This window comes from Pseudomonas neuropathica, assembly GCF_015461835.1.
GTDB classification, from domain to species: Bacteria; Pseudomonadota; Gammaproteobacteria; order Pseudomonadales; family Pseudomonadaceae; genus Aquipseudomonas; species Aquipseudomonas neuropathica.
This window is the reverse complement of the sequence record NZ_JACOPX010000001.1, coordinates 368,671-383,736: the sequence shown is the minus strand read 5'-3', so window position 1 is coordinate 383,736 and position 15,066 is coordinate 368,671. Positions and strand designations below refer to the sequence as shown.

Genomic DNA, 15,066 nt, shown 5'->3' with positions numbered 1-15,066 from the left:
AAATCCGAACCAAAAAAAAGCCCCCGAAATCTCAGGGGCTCTTCTGTCAGTGCGGCTGATAAACCGTGAGCATCTGCCCCGGCTTCAATGCTTTACCCGCACCCGGATTCCAGCGCTTGAGATGCTGCATCTCAACGTTGAAGCGCTTGGCTACCACGTACAGCGTATCGCCGCGTTTGACCTTGTACTGAGTCTGCTGCGCGCTGTCGTCCTTGCCTTTGCTCTTGCTGTTGGCCGCAATCACCGTGTTTACACGGCCGGACTTGCGAGCCGGAGCACGCTTGGTGGTGTCCTGCATGACCAGAGTCTGGCCAACTTTGAGGTTCTTGCCGGTCAGCTTGTTCCAGCGCTGCAGATCCTTGACTTCAACCTTGTTGGCCTTGGCAATGGAGCCGAGGTTATCGCCACGCTTCACGCGGTAAGCACGCTTGAGCTGGGCCACTTCCGACGGATCGGCGCCTTCGAAGACGGGTTTCAGCGAACGCGGGCTGATCAGCTCTTCCGGACGCATGGTCTGCAAACTGGCCGTCAGCAATTGCGCCTTCGACGTCGGCACCAGCAAATGCTGAGGGCCGTCGATGGTGGTGCGTTGCTTGAAGGCCGGGTTGAGCTGGAACAGTTCGTCTTCGTCGATGTTGGCCACCGCAGCGACTTTGGACAGGTCCATGCGCTGGTTGATTTCGACGACCTGGAAGTACGGTTCGTTGGCAATCGGGTTGAGGTTCACGCCGTAGGCTTCCGGCGCCAGCACCACTTGCGACAGTGCCAGCAGCTTAGGCACGTAGGCCTGGGTCTCCGCCGGCAGCGGCAGGTTCCAGTAGTCGGTGGGCAGGCCAAGCTTTTCGTTACGTTCGATGGCGCGGCTGACCGTGCCTTCGCCGGCGTTGTACGCCGCCAATGCCAGCAGCCAGTCGCCGTTGAACATGTCGTGCAGACGGGTCAGGTAATCCATCGCTGCCGTGGTCGAGGCGGTGATGTCGCGCCGGCCATCGTAGAAGCGCGTCTGACGCAGATTGAAATAACGCCCGGTGGACGGAATGAACTGCCACAACCCGACTGCATCGGCCCGGGAATAGGCCATCGGGTTGTAGGCGCTTTCAATCACTGGCAGCAGGGCCAGTTCCAGCGGCATGTTGCGTTCTTCGAGGCGTTCGACGATGTAGTGAATATAGAGACTGCCGCGTTCGCCGGCGTTCTCGAGGAAAGAGGGATTGCTGGCGAACCACAGGCGCTGTTGCTCGATGCGCGGGTTGACGCCGAGACCTTCCTGCAGCTGAAAGCCCTGGCGCATGCGTTCCCAGATGTCCTGGGGAACCTGTGGGCTGGGCTTTTCGGACAGCCAGATCGGCTTCTGCTTGGCTCGCGCAGCAATGTTCGGCGTATGGGTCGCTTCAGTCTGCGGAGCATGGCTGGAACAGCCCGCCAGCGTGGCGGACACAGCCACCGCGATGGCTTGCGCCAGGCGGGTCAATGCGTCTGAATTGACGGACTTACGTATGGATGACGACATTGGCTGGAAGTAAGTTCCGGGCAAAAATGTCGGGCGATTCTAGAAAGCGCACCCCCTGCGGTCAACCATTCAGAATTTTTGTACCAAGTAATGGGGGGCTTAGAACTTATCTTTCCAAGCCCGCAGAGCCGCAAATACCTCACTCGGCGCCCGGTTTTGAGCGCCTGCCCGTTCGTCCACTTTTTGTGTAACTAATGTTTCAGAGGTACGCAAGAACGGGTTCGTGAGCTTTTCCAGGGCCAGGGTCGAAGGCAGGGTCATGACGCCGTTTTGCCGCTGCTGAGTGACTTTTTCCAGACGGGCGGCGATGTCCGGATTGCCCGGCTCGACGGCAGCGGCAAACTTCAGATTGCTCAGGGTGTATTCATGGGTGCAGTAGACCAGGGTATCTTCCGGTAGAGCAGCGAGGCGGCTGAGCGAATGGTGCATTTGCTCCGGCGTGCCCTCGAACAGGCGACCGCAACCGGCGGCGAACAGGGTGTCGCCGCAAAACAGCAGGCCGTGGTGGTAATAGGCAATGTGTCCCAAGGTGTGACCGGGCACCGCATAGACGTCGAAGTCCCAGCCGAGCACGCTGACCGTGTCGTTGTCCTCGAGCGCCACGTCGCGCCCCGGGATGCTTTCGCTGGCCGGGCCGTAGACTTTTGCGCCGCTCAGCGCTTTCAGGCGTTCGACGCCGCCGACATGATCATGATGGTGGTGGGTGATCAGGATATCGCTCAACACCCAGCCCGGATGCGCTTCGAGCCACGCCTGCACCGGCGCGGCATCGCCCGGGTCGACCACGGCGCAGCGCTGGGTGCGGTGATCCTGTAACAACCAGATGTAGTTGTCGGTGAACGCGGGCAGGGCACTGATCTGTATCATCGTCGGAATTCGCCAAGCGGAAAACATTGGCGCATCTTAGTAGTTCCTGGCGCTTTGGAGAATGCGATGAGTGATAAAGCGTTCGCACAGGCTGATCCTGACTGGCTGGCCCTGATCGGTGCAGCCCGTGAATGGTTGTCCGGCCCGCTCGGGCAATTTCTGCTCGATGAAGAGCGGCGCATGCTCGAAGACGAGTTGGGCCGTTTCTTTGGCGGTTATCTGGTGCACTACGGGCCATCGGCCGAAACCCCGCCGTCGGCACCGCAAGTGCAGCGCAATGTGCGCCTCGGTGCGCCGTTGCCCGGGGTCGAGATCGTCTGCGAGGAGCAGGCCTGGCCGCTGAGCGAGCATGCCGCCGATGTGGTGGTGATGCAGCACGGTCTGGATTTCTGCCTGTCGCCCCACGGTTTGCTGCGTGAAGCAGCGAGCAGCGTGCGTCCCGGAGGGCATTTGCTGATCATCGGCATCAACCCCTGGAGCACCTGGGGGCTGCGCCATGTGTTCGCCCACGACGCCTTGCGCCAGGCGCGCTGCATCTCGCCGTCGCGAGTCGCCGACTGGCTCAATCTGCTGGGCTTCGCGCTGGAGAAACGCCGCTTCGGGTGCTATCGTCCGCCGCTCGCGTCACCCAAGTGGCAGGCCCGTCTGGCCGGCTGGGAACGCAAGGCCGGTGACTGGCAACTGTCGGGTGGCGGCTTCTATTTACTGGTCGCGCGCAAGATTGTGGTCGGACTGCGACCGTTGCGTCAGGAACGGCGCGAGCCGATGGGCAAGCTGATTCCTCTGCCGATGGCCAAGGTCAACCGCCGCCGCATCGAACCGTAAAACTTTCTTTTATTTGTGGCCGGGTGTGTCCCGGCCTCGGTCATTGTCGATCCGTGATCGGCAGGACAGGCATTTTTCTGGATAGATTGGCATGAGCGAAAGCGTTGAAAGCGTCGACACCGTAGAGCTGTTCACTGACGGCGCCTGCAAAGGCAACCCCGGCCCCGGCGGCTGGGGCGCCTTGCTGGTGTGCAAGGGCGTCGAAAAGGAACTGTGGGGTGGCGAAACCAACACCACCAATAACCGCATGGAACTGCTCGGCGCGATCCGTGGCCTCGAAGCCTTGAAGCGCCCCTGTGAAGTGCTGCTGGTGACCGACTCGCAATACGTGATGAAGGGCATCAACGAGTGGATGGCCAACTGGAAGAAGCGCGGCTGGAAAACCGCAGCGAAGGAGCCGGTGAAAAACGCTGATCTTTGGAAGGAGCTGGATGAGCAGGTCAACCGCCACAAGGTCACCTGGAAATGGGTGCGTGGGCACATCGGGCATCACGGTAACGAGCGGGCTGACCAGTTGGCTAATCGTGGTGTCGACGAAGTGCGTGGTTACAAGCAGAGCTGATTTCTATTCTGAACCGTGGTGCGACCATTCGCGAGCAAGCTCGCTCCCACACTGGATCGTGTTCACAACACAAATCCACTGTGGGAGCGAGCTTGCCCGCGAATGGCGCGCCACGGTCCACCTGAAACACCCCGCCGAGCGTGTTAACATCCGCGTTTTTTGCAAGATCGACCCGTTGAGAGCTGAACACTGATGGCCACCAGATCCGTTGTACTCGATACCGAAACCACCGGCATGCCGGTGACCGATGGTCACCGGATCATTGAAATCGGTTGTGTCGAACTGATCGGGCGGCGCCTGACGGGCCGGCATTTTCACGTTTACCTGCAACCGGATCGCGAGAGTGATGAAGGCGCCATCGGCGTCCACGGCATCACCAACGAATTCCTCGTCGGCAAGCCGCGCTTTGCCGAAGTCGCCGACGAGTTCTTCGAGTTCATCAAAGGCGCGCAGCTGATCATCCACAACGCGGCGTTCGACGTTGGCTTCATCAACAACGAATTCGCCCTGATGGGTCAGCACGATCGCGCTGACATTACCCAGCACTGCTCAATCCTCGACACCCTGATGATGGCTCGGGAACGTCACCCGGGGCAGCGCAACAGCCTCGATGCGTTGTGCAAACGTTATGGCGTCGACAACTCCGGCCGTGAACTGCACGGCGCCTTGCTCGACTCGGAGATTCTCGCCGACGTCTACCTGACCATGACCGGTGGCCAGACCAGTCTGTCGCTGGCGGGTAATGCGTCTGACGGCAATGGCACCGGCGATGGTGCGGACAACTCGGCGACCGAGATTCGTCGTTTGCCGGCGGATCGCCAACCAGCACGAATCATTCGTGCAACGGAAGAAGAACTGGCGGCGCATCAGGTGCGGCTGGAAATTATTGCCAAGTCGGCGGGTGGCCCGGCGATGTGGACGCAGATCGCGGAAGCTGACGCCCAAGCCTGAAGATCAAAAGATCGCAGCCTGCGGCAGCTCCTACATTGAAATGTGATCCCCTGTAGGAGCTGCCGAAGGCTGCGATCTTTTGTTTTTAGCGGTATGAAGCCAAGTGGCCACCCTCGCCACTTTCGCTGCAACCCTCTACCCTGAGTGCATTGGCAGATTCAAACCTGCCGCCTCAGGACACTGAGCCTCATGTACAAAGATTTGAAGTTTCCGGTGTTGATCGTTCATCGCGACATCAAGGCCGACACGGTCGCCGGTGACCGTATCCGTGGCATCGCCCAAGAGTTGGAGCAGGAAGGTTTCAGTATCGTATCGGCCACCGACTACGCCGAAGGGCGGTTGGTCGCGTCGACCCATCATGGTCTGGCGTGCATGCTGATTGCCGCCGAGGACGCCAGCACCCACTCGCATCTGTTGCAGAACATGGCCGAGCTGATCGGTCTGGCGCGGGTGCGCGCACCGGATCTGCCGATCTTTGCCCTGGGCGAGCAAGTCACCCTGGAAAATGCGCCGGCCGATGCCATGGCCGAGCTTAATCAATTGCGCGGCATTCTCTATCTGTTCGAAGACACTGTACCGTTCCTCGCCCGGCAAGTGGCCCGCGCGGCGCGCAAGTACCTGGATGGCTTGTTGCCGCCGTTTTTCAAGGCGCTGGTGCAGCACACCGCCGACTCCAATTATTCCTGGCACACCCCCGGCCATGGCGGCGGTGTGGCGTATCACAAGAGTCCGGTCGGGCAGGCGTTTCACCAGTTCTTCGGTGAAAATACCCTGCGTTCGGATTTGTCGGTGTCGGTGCCGGAGCTCGGTTCGCTGCTCGATCACACCGGGCCGCTCGCCGAAGCGGAAGCGCGTGCAGCGCGCAATTTCGGCGCCGATCACACCTTTTTCGTGATCAATGGCACCTCGACCGCCAACAAGATTGTCTGGCATTCGATGGTCGCGCGCGACGATCTGGTGCTGGTTGACCGCAATTGCCACAAGTCGGTGTTGCACGCGATCATCATGACCGGGGCGATCCCGCTGTACCTGTGCCCGGAGCGTAATGAGCTGGGGATCATCGGCCCGATCCCGCTGAGCGAATTCAGCCGCGAGTCGATTCAGGCCAAGATCGACGCCAGCCCGTTGACCAAGGGCCGCGCGCCGAAAGTCAAGCTCGCCGTGGTCACCAATTCGACTTACGACGGCCTCTGTTACAACGCCGAGCTGATCAAGCAAAGTCTCGGCAACAGCGTCGAGGTGCTGCATTTCGACGAGGCCTGGTACGCCTATGCGGCGTTTCACGAATTCTTCGCCGGGCGCTACGGCATGGCTACCTCGCGCAGCGAAGACAGCCCGCTGGTATTCACCACGCATTCCACGCACAAACTGCTCGCCGCCTTCAGTCAGGCCTCGATGATTCATGTGCAGGACGGCGGTGCGCGGCAACTGGACCGTGACCGTTTCAATGAAGCGTTCATGATGCACATCTCGACTTCGCCGCAGTACAGCATCATCGCCTCGCTCGACGTTGCCTCGGCAATGATGGAAGGTCCGGCCGGGCGTTCGCTGTTGCAGGAAACCTTTGACGAAGCGCTGAGCTTCCGTCGCGCGCTGGCCAATCTGCGGCAGCACATCGCCGCTGATGACTGGTGGTTTTCGATCTGGCAGCCGCCGGGTGTCGAGGGCATCGACCGCGTGCAGACCGAAGACTGGTTATTGCAACCGGATGCCGAGTGGCATGGTTTTGGGGAGGTCAGCGACGATTACGTGTTGCTCGATCCGATCAAAGTCACGCTGGTCATGCCGGGATTGAACGCCGGCGGCGCGCTGAGCGAGAAGGGCATCCCGGCGGCGGTGGTCAGCAAATTCCTCTGGGAGCGGGGGCTGGTGGTAGAGAAGACGGGTCTGTATTCATTTCTGGTGCTGTTTTCCATGGGCATTACCAAAGGCAAATGGAGCACGCTGCTCACCGAGTTGCTGGAATTCAAACGCAGCTACGACGCCAATGTGCGCCTCGACACCTGCCTGCCGTGTGTTGCCCAGCAAGACACCGTGCGTTATCGCGGCATGGGCCTGCGGGATTTGTGTGATCAACTGCACACCTGTTATCGCAGCAATGCCACGGCCAAACACCTCAAGCGCATGTACACCGTGCTCCCGGAAATTGCCATGAAACCGGCGCACGCCTACGATCATCTGGTGCGTGGCGAAGTCGAGGCGGTGCCGATCGATGATCTGGAAGGGCGCATCGCCGCGGTGATGTTGGTGCCGTATCCACCCGGGATTCCGCTGATCATGCCCGGCGAACGCTTTACCGAGTCGACACGCTCGATCATTGATTACCTGAAATTTGCTCGCACGTTCGATAGCAGCTTCCCCGGTTTTGTCGCGGATGTGCATGGATTGCAGCACGAAGATGAAGGCAATGGGCGGCAATACACCGTCGATTGCGTCAAGGAATGAGGACCTTTCCCAGTATGCAACCGGTCATGAATCCGAAATACCCAGGGCTGTCGGTGCGTGTCGCCGATGAAGGCTTTGCGCCGTATATCTGGGGCAGCGACTTCAGTTTCGAGGTCGCCGCCTATGGCGCTGCCGTGATCGGCCAGCCTGTCGAGCAATGGCGGGTGACGCCGATCGTGCCGTACCGCAAGTGCTACGGCATCGATCCGGAAGAGTTCAGCGCCTTTCATAACGCGCCGGACAGCGCGATTTTCATGGCGTATCTGGATGATCAGCCGGTCGGCCATTTGGTGATCAGTACCAACTGGAACGGCTTCGCCCATATCGATGAGCTGGCGGTGCATGCGCCGGCGCGGCGCCATGGCGTGGCCAAGGCGTTGCTCGATGTCGCGCAGTTCTGGAGTCGCAAGAAAAAACTGCCGGGGATCATGCTCGAAACCCAGAACAACAACCTCGGCGCTTGTCGCCTGTATGAGCGTTGCGGCTATGTAATGGGTGGCATCGACCAGTTGCGCTATCGCGGCATCGATCCGAACACCGCCGAAGTGGCGCTGTTCTGGTATCGATTGTTCGATAACCCGCTGGAAAACCCCGTCAGCTCGCCAGCATCGCCTCGGCTTGTTCCGTGATGATCGCCAGTAGCGTCTGAATCGCCGATGCCGGCGCGATGTGCTTGAACGTTAGGGCATAGAGGCTGATCGGCACGGCCGGCGACAGTGGGCAGACATCCAGCCCTGCCGGACGCGCGCCCAGTGCGGTGAACGGATCGACGATGGCCAGGCCTTCGCCGGCCTCGACCATGCTGCGCATCATCTGATGGGTTTGTACGCGGGTCTGGATGCTCGGTGTCGGGCGCAACGCCTGGAGTTTGTTTTCCAGCGCCGGGCTCAGCGGGTCCTGGCCTTCGAGGCCGACCATGGCCTGGCCAGCGAGATCTTGCAGGGAGATGTATTTCTGTTTCGGTTGCAGCCAGCCATGGGGCGCGAGCAGTTGCAGCTTGCCCTGGGCCAGTGGCCGGCAATCAATGTCGGGATGTTCGGGATCGTGCAGGCTCAAGCCGAGATCGCTTTCGCGTAATAGCAGGCTGCGGACGATATCGCGGGTTGGCGCGCTGAGCAGGCTGCACGGTGCATCGGGCAGGCGTCGGCGCAGGGCGGCAAGGCTTTGTGGCAGTAATTGTTGCGCCAGCGGCGGAGTGCCGATGATACGCAGGGGCGGGGCGAGGTATTGCTTGAGGCTGCTGGCCAGACGCTGCACCGGCTCCAGCGCTGCATAGACGTGCGCGATTTCCACCTGCAACGCCCGCGCTTCAGGGGTCGATTGCAGGCGCCCGCGCACGCTGGCGAACAGCATGAACCCCAGCTGACTCTCGGCTTCACGCAAACGCTCTTCGACCTCGGCCAGCGGCAACTCCAGCCATTCGGCGGCAGTGCCCAGGTGACCGGTCTGCAAGAGCGCCTGAATCACTTCGATATGACGTAAACGCATGCGTGAAGTCCATGTTCAGCAGGTGGGGTCAGTGGCTGAATCCTACCCCAACTCTGCGCATATGACTTCTGCTCATAACGGCCAGTTATGAAGCGACGGTGGTCTCAGGCTCACGGGTCAGGGTGATGCCTGACTGAACCAGGAGAAACTCGTTGTCGTTGACCTTGTTGACGCGATCGCCAATGGCCAGTTTGTAAATCGGCTCCGAGCCAGTGGAACCGTCTGCCGACGGGTTGGATTCCTGGAACTCATGCACGGAATAAACGCGGCCTTCCGCATCTCTTGCATGGAACTGACCGACCAGTACTGCTGCCATCTGCTTAGAACCTCTGGAGATAAAACGCTTGATTTGCGGCTTGGTAGACCGCCATCAAGGCCTGTAAGTTTTCCTACAGGAAAAAAATAATCAGTGCGCGGGAATTTCCCATTGCGTGCTGGTGGAATCGTCACCGGATCATCTATAACTAGTGGCTCCTCCCACGGACTATCGAGAGTTCTTCCATGAGCAATGTCTACAACGTCGCTGTAGTGGTCGGTAGCCTGCGCAAAGCTTCGATCAATCGCAAAGTCGCCCTGGCACTGGCGGAGCTGGCCCCGGCGAACCTCAAGCTTGAGATTGTCGAAATTGGCGATCTGCCACTGTATAACGAAGACATCGACGGCGATTCACCGCCGGCAGCCTACAGCACTTTCAGGCAAAAAGTGGGTTCTTCCGACGCGGTGCTGTTTGTCACGCCCGAGTACAACCGTTCGGTGCCGGCGCCACTGAAGAATGCGATCGATGTTGGCTCGCGGCCTTATGGCAAGGCTGTCTGGAGTGGCAAACCGGGGGCGGTGATCAGTGTATCGCCGGGTGCGATCGGTGGTTTCGGGGCGAATCAGCATCTGCGCCAGTCGTTCGTATTCCTCAATGTGCCGTGCATGCAGCAACCGGAAGCGTATCTGGGCGGCGCGGGTTCGGCGTTTGACGAGGCGGGCAAGTTGAGCGAGTCGGTGAAACCTTTTCTGCAAAGCTTTATCAATGCCTACGGACAATTCGTAGAGCAACACAAAAAATAAGCCATACACGGAAAACAATGTAGGCCTTCGCCTGCTCGCGATAGCGGTGTGTCAGTCGACCAATTGGTAACTGACAGTCCGCTATCGCGAGCAGGCGAAGGCCTACAGGTTTTGTGTTGGCTTCATAACCCCATTTTCATTTAAGGCTGTTGCGGATGCTCGCTGCGTCACTGATTTTCCTGCTGACCATTACCCTTGTCATCTGGCAACCCAAAGGCCTCGGTGTCGGCTGGAGTGCAACCCTTGGCGCCGTGTTGGCGCTGATCTTCGGCGTCGTTCACCTCAGCGACATTCCGCTGGTGTGGCAGATCATCTGGAACGCCACCGGGACCTTTGTCGCGCTGATCATCATCAGCCTGCTGCTCGACGAAGCCGGGTTCTTCAACTGGGCCGCATTGCACGTGGCGCGTTGGGGGCGGGGCAGTGGGCGCAAGCTGTTTGCTTTTATGGTGCTGCTCGGCGCACTGGTGTCGGCGTTGTTCGCCAATGACGGCGCGGCGCTGATCCTCACACCGATCGTGATTTCGATGTTGCTGGCACTGCGCTTTTCTCCGGCGGCGACGCTGGCGTTCGTGATGGGCGCGGGGTTTATCGCCGATACCGCGAGCCTGCCGCTGGTGGTATCGAACCTGGTCAACATTGTTTCGGCAGACTTCTTCCACATCGGTTTCAACCGTTACGCAGCGGTGATGGTGCCGGTCAACTTCGTCAGCGTGGCGGCGACGCTGGGCATGCTGCTGTGGTTTTTCCGCCGCGACATTCCAGCGGCGTACGACCCAGAGCAACTCGAACATCCCGAAACCGCGATCCACGATAAAGCCACGTTCTACGCCGGTTGGGCGGTGTTGGTGATTCTGCTGATCGGCTGCTTTGCGCTGGAGCCGCTGGGCATTCCGATCAGTGCGATATCTGCCGTGTGCGCCGCGCTGTTGCTGGGCATCGCCGCCCGCGGGCACAAGATTTCCACGCGTAAGGTGATGAAAGAGGCGCCGTGGCAGATTGTGATTTTCTCGTTGGGCATGTACCTGGTGGTGTATGGCCTGCGCAATGCCGGGCTGACCGGGTATCTGGCCGGTTGGCTGGATGTCTTTGCCGGTCATGGCGTTTGGGGCGCGGCAATGGGCACGGGTGTGCTGACCGCGTTGCTGTCATCGATCATGAACAATTTGCCGACGGTGTTGATTGGTTTGTTGTCGATTGATGCCAGTCAGGCCAGCGGAGTGGTCAAGGAAGCGATGATCTATGCCAACGTGATTGGCAGTGACCTGGGGCCGAAGATCACGCCGATTGGCAGTCTGGCGACGTTGTTGTGGTTGCATGTGCTGGAGCGCAAGGGAATTCACATTGGTTGGGGGTATTACTTCAAGGTCGGGATTGTGTTGACGGTGCCGGTGTTGTTGGTGACGTTGGCGGCTTTGGCTTTGCGGCTGTCCCTGTAGACCGAGGTGACCCTATCGCGAGCAGGCTCACTCCTACAGGGGAACGCATTCCAATGTAGGAGTGAGCCTGCTCGCGATAGGGCCGGTACAAACGCCACAAAAACTTCAGGCCTGGCCGGGGACATTCGGCCAAAGATCCGAGACCAGAAACAACCGCTCAGACTCTTCCCATTCCCCCTGCGCATTCTCGATCAGGCGCACCATCAACTGCGCCGGGGCCAGCGGCTCAAGATCCTCCAGCCACATGCGTAAATGCTCCATGGTCCACGTCTGGTCCGCCGGATAATGCGCTGGTGCCAGCCAGGCGTGGCGGGGCAGGGGTTGCCAGCGTCCCGCCGGACGTTGAGCGACGAATGCTGGCCAATCCTTCTGATGCAACCAACTGCCGCGCAAATGCTGCGGGTGCGCACCGCTCGGTGAATCAGCCGGCCCGGGCCACGGATACAACAAGTAACCACCGAGCCACAGCTGCGCGCTGAACACCTCGATATCCAGCGCCGCCAGCACTTCGCGACTTTCCGGGCGCGCCGAGATCGGCAATTGATGCTCGGCCAGATGCGCCAGTTTGCGATCCAGCCGATCATGACAACCCGGGCCTAGCCACTGCGCGGGATCACGACCGTCGCCATTTTGCGGGCCGAGATAAAGCTTGATCGCCAGTTCCAGGTGATGCACGCCGTCGCGGTCACGCAACAGCATGTCCAGCTCGCCGAGGGTATGCCCCTCACGACGGATCGGCAGGTTGGCGGCGATCAGCTCAATGCCCGGCGCATGCTCCACGGCAAACTGCCACAGCCGTTCGTAATACAGGCCCAGACGCCGCGTGCGCGCCTGCGACAGCCAATGCAACAAGCCATAACTGTCGCGGTCGAGCTGGCGCAACCAGTGCTCCAGTCGCTGCGGGTCATGCACCCAATCGCTGCCCGCCAGCGGATGACGCTGCGGCCATGGCGTGGAGGCGAGCATCGGCGGGGCGAGGATCACCCACGCCAGATCCCGCACTTCCGGGTGGCGTAATTGGTGGGGCAACTGAAGCAAATCGGGAAACAGGATCATCTTGCGAGCATAGCCTGAAACATGAGCGCACCCTTGAGGCTGAAAGGATTTTGTCTAACCGGCGCTTTCGCCCATAATCGTGCTTTTCGCGTTTTCGATTGTCCGCAGAGGTCCCATGGAGCAATTTCGTAATATCGGCATCATCGGTCGCCTGGGCAGTTCCCAGGTGCTGGATACCGTCCGCCGACTGAAACGGTTTCTGCTCGATCGTCACCTGCATGTGATCCTCGAAGACACCATCGCCGAAGTCCTGCCGGGCCACGGCCTGCAAACCTCCTCGCGCAAGATGCTCGGCGAAGTCTGCGACATGGTCATCGTCGTCGGCGGGGATGGCAGCCTGCTCGGTGCCGCGCGGGCGCTGGCCAAACACAATATTCCGGTGCTGGGGATCAACCGTGGCAGCCTCGGCTTCCTCACCGACATTCGCCCGGACGAGCTGGAAGTCGAAGTCGCCAAGGTGCTCGACGGTCACTATCTGGTGGAAAACCGCTTCCTGCTGCAAGCCGAAGTGCGCCGGCATGCCGAGGCCATTGGCCAGGGCGACGCGCTCAACGATGTCGTGCTGCACCCCGGCAAATCGACGCGGATGATCGAGTTCGAGCTGTACATCGACGGCCAGTTCGTCTGCAGCCAGAAAGCCGACGGCCTGATTGTCGCGACGCCGACCGGCTCCACCGCGTATGCGCTGTCTGCCGGCGGGCCGATCATGCATCCCAAGCTCGATGCCATTGTGATTGTGCCGATGTACCCCCATATGTTGTCGAGCAGGCCAATTGTGGTCGATGGCAACAGTGAGCTGAAAATCGTCGTGTCGAAAAACATGCAGATTTACCCGCAAGTCTCCTGCGATGGGCAGAACCACTTCACATGCGCGCCGGGCGACACCATCACCGTCAGCAAGAAAGCACAGAAGCTGCGGCTGATTCATCCGCTCGACCACAACTACTACGAAGTCTGCCGGACCAAGCTCGGCTGGGGCAGCAAGTTGGGTGGTGGAGGCGACTGATGCTCGATCCCGCGCGCAGTTATGACCTGATTGGTGACGTGCACGGATGCGCCCTGACCCTTGAACACTTGCTGGACCGTCTCGGTTATCACAAGCAGGGCGGGGTCTGGCGGCATCCATCGCGCATGGCCGTGTTCGTCGGCGACATCATCGACCGTGGCCCGCGCATCCGCGAGGCGCTGCACATCGTCCACGACATGGTCGAGGCCGGTCAGGCCTTGTGCATCATGGGCAACCACGAATTCAACGCATTGGGCTGGAGCACGCCGGCGCCGCCAGGCAGCGGCAAGCAGTTCGTTCGCGAACACACGCCGCGCCACGCGCGCCTGCTGCACGAAACCCTGACCCAGTTCGAAGACCATCCTGGTGACTGGCACGATTTCCAGCGCTGGTTCTATGAGTTGCCGCTGTTTGTCGACGCCGGCCGCTTCCGCGTCGTGCATGCCTGTTGGGATGCCGGCCTGATCGAGCCGTTGCGCGCGCTGTTCCCCAATGGCTGCATCGATGAACACTTCCTCCAGGCCTCGGCCGTGCCGGACAGCTTCGCCTGCACCGTGTTCGACCGTCTGTTGCGCGGCACTGACATGCGCCTGCCGGATGGTCTGACCATGACCAGCGGCGACGGTCTGGTGCGTTCGTTCTTCCGCACCAAGTTCTGGGAAGACGATCCGAAGACTTACGGCGATATCGTTTTCCAGCCTGATGCACTGCCAGATCCGGTGGCGCAGAAACCGCTGTCCTCCAGTGAAAAAAACAACCTGCTGCGCTACGGCGTCGACGAGCCACTGCTGTTCGTCGGCCATTACTGGCGCAGCGGCAAACCGGCGCCGATCCGCCCGAACCTCGCGTGCCTGGATTACAGCGCGGTGCTTTACGGCAAACTGGTCGCCTATCGTCTGGATCAGGAAACACGTCTGGATCCGCATAAATTTGTCTGGGTCGATGTCGAGCGGCCGGAGGTGCTGCAATGAGTGCGGTAGCGGTATTACGTCTGCCGTTGGCGGTGGACCTGAGTGGTTTCGTCAAGCTGCTGCAACGCATGCAGGTTCCGCATCGGGTCAGCGAAGAGGCCGGCGAACAAGTGCTGTGGGCGCCGGCGGAAATCAGCGAAGACGTGCGCTCCTTGTACGAACGCTTCCCGGCGGGCGATCCCGAGCAAACACTGGACATCCCCGTTGCGCAGACCTTCAAGCGGCCGAGCTTCGCCGAGCAACTGAAATACGCCAAGGCCACCGGGTTCATCCTGTTGTTGTGCCTGATCGTTGGCGGATTGACGTACCTCGGCGAAAACCTGCAAACGCTGCGCTGGCTGACCTTCCTCGATTTTCAAGTTGTGGGCGAGTACATCCATTTCACGCCATTGGCCGACAGCCTGGCGGCAGGGCAGTGGTGGCGTCTGGTCACGCCGATGCTGATCCACTTCGGCATCCTCCATCTGGCCATGAACGGCATGTGGTACTGGGAGCTGGGCCGGCGCATCGAGTCGCGCCAGGGCAGTATCAACCTGATCGGCCTGACGCTGCTGTTCAGCCTCGTGTCCAACTACGCGCAATTTGCCTGGAGCGGCCCGACCTTGTTCGGCGGCCTGTCCGGCGTGCTGTACGGTTTGCTTGGACATTGCTGGATCTTCCAGCTGCTGGCGCCGAACCCGGCCTATCGCCTGCCGCGTGGCGTGCTGGTGATGATGCTGGTGTGGTTGCTGGTGTGCATGTCCGGGCTGATCTCGATGATCGGTTTCGGCGAAATCGCCAACGCCGCCCACGTCGGCGGGTTACTCATCGGATGCTTCACCGGTTTGTTGGGCGGTTTGTATAACCGCCGTAAACTGGCCGCCTGAAATTTCAGCAGATAAAGAGCA

At 60.3% G+C, this 15,066-nt stretch carries 15 protein-coding genes; 10 read left to right on the top strand and 5 right to left on the bottom strand.

The features are described from left to right. Window positions 1–46: 46 nt before the first annotated feature. Both H8F23_RS01425 and gloB read right to left on the bottom strand, forming a co-directional pair. On the bottom strand, window positions 47–1,510 hold the full coding sequence (locus H8F23_RS01425; RefSeq protein WP_093430717.1) for a transglycosylase SLT domain-containing protein: 1,464 nt from the start codon (window positions 1,508–1,510) through the stop codon (window positions 47–49). A 99-nt stretch (window positions 1,511–1,609) separates the two neighbouring features. Further along, window positions 1,610–2,377, bottom strand: coding sequence for a hydroxyacylglutathione hydrolase (gene gloB, locus H8F23_RS01420; protein WP_194933152.1), 768 nt, complete (start codon window positions 2,375–2,377; stop codon window positions 1,610–1,612). A gap of 66 nt (window positions 2,378–2,443) precedes the next feature. On the opposite strand from gloB, the gene H8F23_RS01415 reads away from it, so the two are divergent. The 5 genes from H8F23_RS01415 to H8F23_RS01395 all read left to right on the top strand — a co-directional run bounded on the left by H8F23_RS01415 (window position 2,444) and on the right by H8F23_RS01395 (window position 7,789). Beyond that, a complete protein-coding gene (locus tag H8F23_RS01415) occupies window positions 2,444–3,202 on the top strand; it encodes a class I SAM-dependent methyltransferase (protein ID WP_093430718.1) in 759 nt (252 codons plus the stop codon). A 91-nt stretch (window positions 3,203–3,293) separates the two neighbouring features. Further along, window positions 3,294–3,764 carry a ribonuclease HI gene (rnhA, locus tag H8F23_RS01410; RefSeq protein WP_093430719.1) on the top strand — a complete coding sequence of 157 codons (471 nt, stop codon included), beginning with the start codon at window positions 3,294–3,296 and terminating at the stop codon, window positions 3,762–3,764. A gap of 192 nt (window positions 3,765–3,956) precedes the next feature. After that, window positions 3,957–4,715, top strand: a complete 759-nt coding sequence (gene dnaQ / locus H8F23_RS01405) for a DNA polymerase III subunit epsilon (RefSeq protein WP_194933151.1) — start codon at window positions 3,957–3,959, stop codon at window positions 4,713–4,715. A 189-nt stretch (window positions 4,716–4,904) separates the two neighbouring features. Then, window positions 4,905–7,160 (top strand): Orn/Lys/Arg family decarboxylase, encoded by a 2,256-nt coding sequence (locus H8F23_RS01400; protein ID WP_194933150.1) that lies wholly within the window; start codon window positions 4,905–4,907, stop codon window positions 7,158–7,160. Window positions 7,161–7,174: 14 nt separating this feature from the next. Beyond that, window positions 7,175–7,789 carry a GNAT family N-acetyltransferase gene (locus H8F23_RS01395; RefSeq protein WP_095047904.1) on the top strand — a complete coding sequence of 205 codons (615 nt, stop codon included), beginning with the start codon at window positions 7,175–7,177 and terminating at the stop codon, window positions 7,787–7,789. Here the strand turns inward: H8F23_RS01395 and H8F23_RS01390 are convergent. Beyond that, window positions 7,755–8,648 (bottom strand): LysR family transcriptional regulator, encoded by an 894-nt coding sequence (locus H8F23_RS01390; protein ID WP_194933149.1) that lies wholly within the window; start codon window positions 8,646–8,648, stop codon window positions 7,755–7,757. The genes H8F23_RS01395 and H8F23_RS01390 overlap by 35 nt on opposite strands. A gap of 85 nt (window positions 8,649–8,733) precedes the next feature. Further along, window positions 8,734–8,964 carry a hypothetical protein gene (locus H8F23_RS01385; protein ID WP_093430724.1) on the bottom strand — a complete coding sequence of 77 codons (231 nt, stop codon included), beginning with the start codon at window positions 8,962–8,964 and terminating at the stop codon, window positions 8,734–8,736. Window positions 8,965–9,149: 185 nt separating this feature from the next. Here H8F23_RS01385 and H8F23_RS01380 point away from each other — a divergent pair, with 185 nt between their 5' ends. Together H8F23_RS01380 and H8F23_RS01375 are read left to right on the top strand one after the other, a co-directional pair. Next, window positions 9,150–9,707, top strand: a complete 558-nt coding sequence (locus tag H8F23_RS01380; RefSeq protein ID WP_038366013.1) for an NADPH-dependent FMN reductase — start codon at window positions 9,150–9,152, stop codon at window positions 9,705–9,707. 155 nt (window positions 9,708–9,862) lie between these two features. Next, window positions 9,863–11,146 (top strand): arsenic transporter, encoded by a 1,284-nt coding sequence (locus H8F23_RS01375; RefSeq protein WP_194933148.1) that lies wholly within the window; start codon window positions 9,863–9,865, stop codon window positions 11,144–11,146. Window positions 11,147–11,251: 105 nt separating this feature from the next. On the opposite strand, the gene H8F23_RS01370 is transcribed toward H8F23_RS01375, so the two are convergent. Beyond that, window positions 11,252–12,202: a DUF1853 family protein gene (locus H8F23_RS01370; RefSeq protein ID WP_194933147.1), complete on the bottom strand. Its 951-nt coding sequence runs from the start codon at window positions 12,200–12,202 to the stop codon at window positions 11,252–11,254. 115 nt (window positions 12,203–12,317) lie between these two features. On the opposite strand from H8F23_RS01370, the gene H8F23_RS01365 reads away from it, so the two are divergent. The 3 genes from H8F23_RS01365 to H8F23_RS01355 are packed head-to-tail and all read left to right on the top strand — an operon-like array spanning window position 12,318 to window position 15,045. Beyond that, a complete protein-coding gene (locus H8F23_RS01365; RefSeq protein ID WP_003224174.1) occupies window positions 12,318–13,208 on the top strand; it encodes an NAD(+) kinase in 891 nt (296 codons plus the stop codon). Further along, window positions 13,208–14,179 (top strand): metallophosphoesterase, encoded by a 972-nt coding sequence (locus tag H8F23_RS01360; RefSeq protein WP_194933146.1) that lies wholly within the window; start codon window positions 13,208–13,210, stop codon window positions 14,177–14,179. Before H8F23_RS01365 ends, H8F23_RS01360 begins: the two co-directional genes overlap by 1 nt. Beyond that, window positions 14,176–15,045 carry a rhomboid family intramembrane serine protease gene (locus H8F23_RS01355; RefSeq protein ID WP_116254894.1) on the top strand — a complete coding sequence of 290 codons (870 nt, stop codon included), beginning with the start codon at window positions 14,176–14,178 and terminating at the stop codon, window positions 15,043–15,045. The genes H8F23_RS01360 and H8F23_RS01355 overlap by 4 nt, the downstream gene beginning before the upstream one ends. The last annotated feature ends 21 nt before the right edge of the window (window positions 15,046–15,066 follow it).

Excerpts from the sequence above, each read along its gene's own strand:
- H8F23_RS01425 (WP_093430717.1), bottom strand. The coding sequence starts at position 1,510 with ATGTCGTCATCCATACGTAAGTCCGTCAATTCAGACGCATTGACCCGC.
- H8F23_RS01415 (WP_093430718.1), top strand. The coding sequence starts at position 2,444 with ATGAGTGATAAAGCGTTCGCACAGGCTGATCCTGACTGGCTGGCCCTG.
- H8F23_RS01370 (WP_194933147.1), bottom strand. The coding sequence starts at position 12,202 with ATGATCCTGTTTCCCGATTTGCTTCAGTTGCCCCACCAATTACGCCAC.
- H8F23_RS01400 (WP_194933150.1), top strand. The coding sequence starts at position 4,905 with ATGTACAAAGATTTGAAGTTTCCGGTGTTGATCGTTCATCGCGACATC.
- H8F23_RS01365 (WP_003224174.1), top strand. The coding sequence starts at position 12,318 with ATGGAGCAATTTCGTAATATCGGCATCATCGGTCGCCTGGGCAGTTCC.
- dnaQ (WP_194933151.1), top strand. The coding sequence starts at position 3,957 with ATGGCCACCAGATCCGTTGTACTCGATACCGAAACCACCGGCATGCCG.
- rnhA (WP_093430719.1), top strand. The coding sequence starts at position 3,294 with ATGAGCGAAAGCGTTGAAAGCGTCGACACCGTAGAGCTGTTCACTGAC.
- H8F23_RS01355 (WP_116254894.1), top strand. The coding sequence starts at position 14,176 with ATGAGTGCGGTAGCGGTATTACGTCTGCCGTTGGCGGTGGACCTGAGT.
- H8F23_RS01380 (WP_038366013.1), top strand. The coding sequence starts at position 9,150 with ATGAGCAATGTCTACAACGTCGCTGTAGTGGTCGGTAGCCTGCGCAAA.
- H8F23_RS01390 (WP_194933149.1), bottom strand. The coding sequence starts at position 8,648 with ATGCGTTTACGTCATATCGAAGTGATTCAGGCGCTCTTGCAGACCGGT.
- gloB (WP_194933152.1), bottom strand. The coding sequence starts at position 2,377 with ATGATACAGATCAGTGCCCTGCCCGCGTTCACCGACAACTACATCTGG.
- H8F23_RS01385 (WP_093430724.1), bottom strand. The coding sequence starts at position 8,964 with ATGGCAGCAGTACTGGTCGGTCAGTTCCATGCAAGAGATGCGGAAGGC.
- H8F23_RS01395 (WP_095047904.1), top strand. The coding sequence starts at position 7,175 with ATGCAACCGGTCATGAATCCGAAATACCCAGGGCTGTCGGTGCGTGTC.
- H8F23_RS01360 (WP_194933146.1), top strand. The coding sequence starts at position 13,208 with ATGCTCGATCCCGCGCGCAGTTATGACCTGATTGGTGACGTGCACGGA.
- H8F23_RS01375 (WP_194933148.1), top strand. The coding sequence starts at position 9,863 with ATGCTCGCTGCGTCACTGATTTTCCTGCTGACCATTACCCTTGTCATC.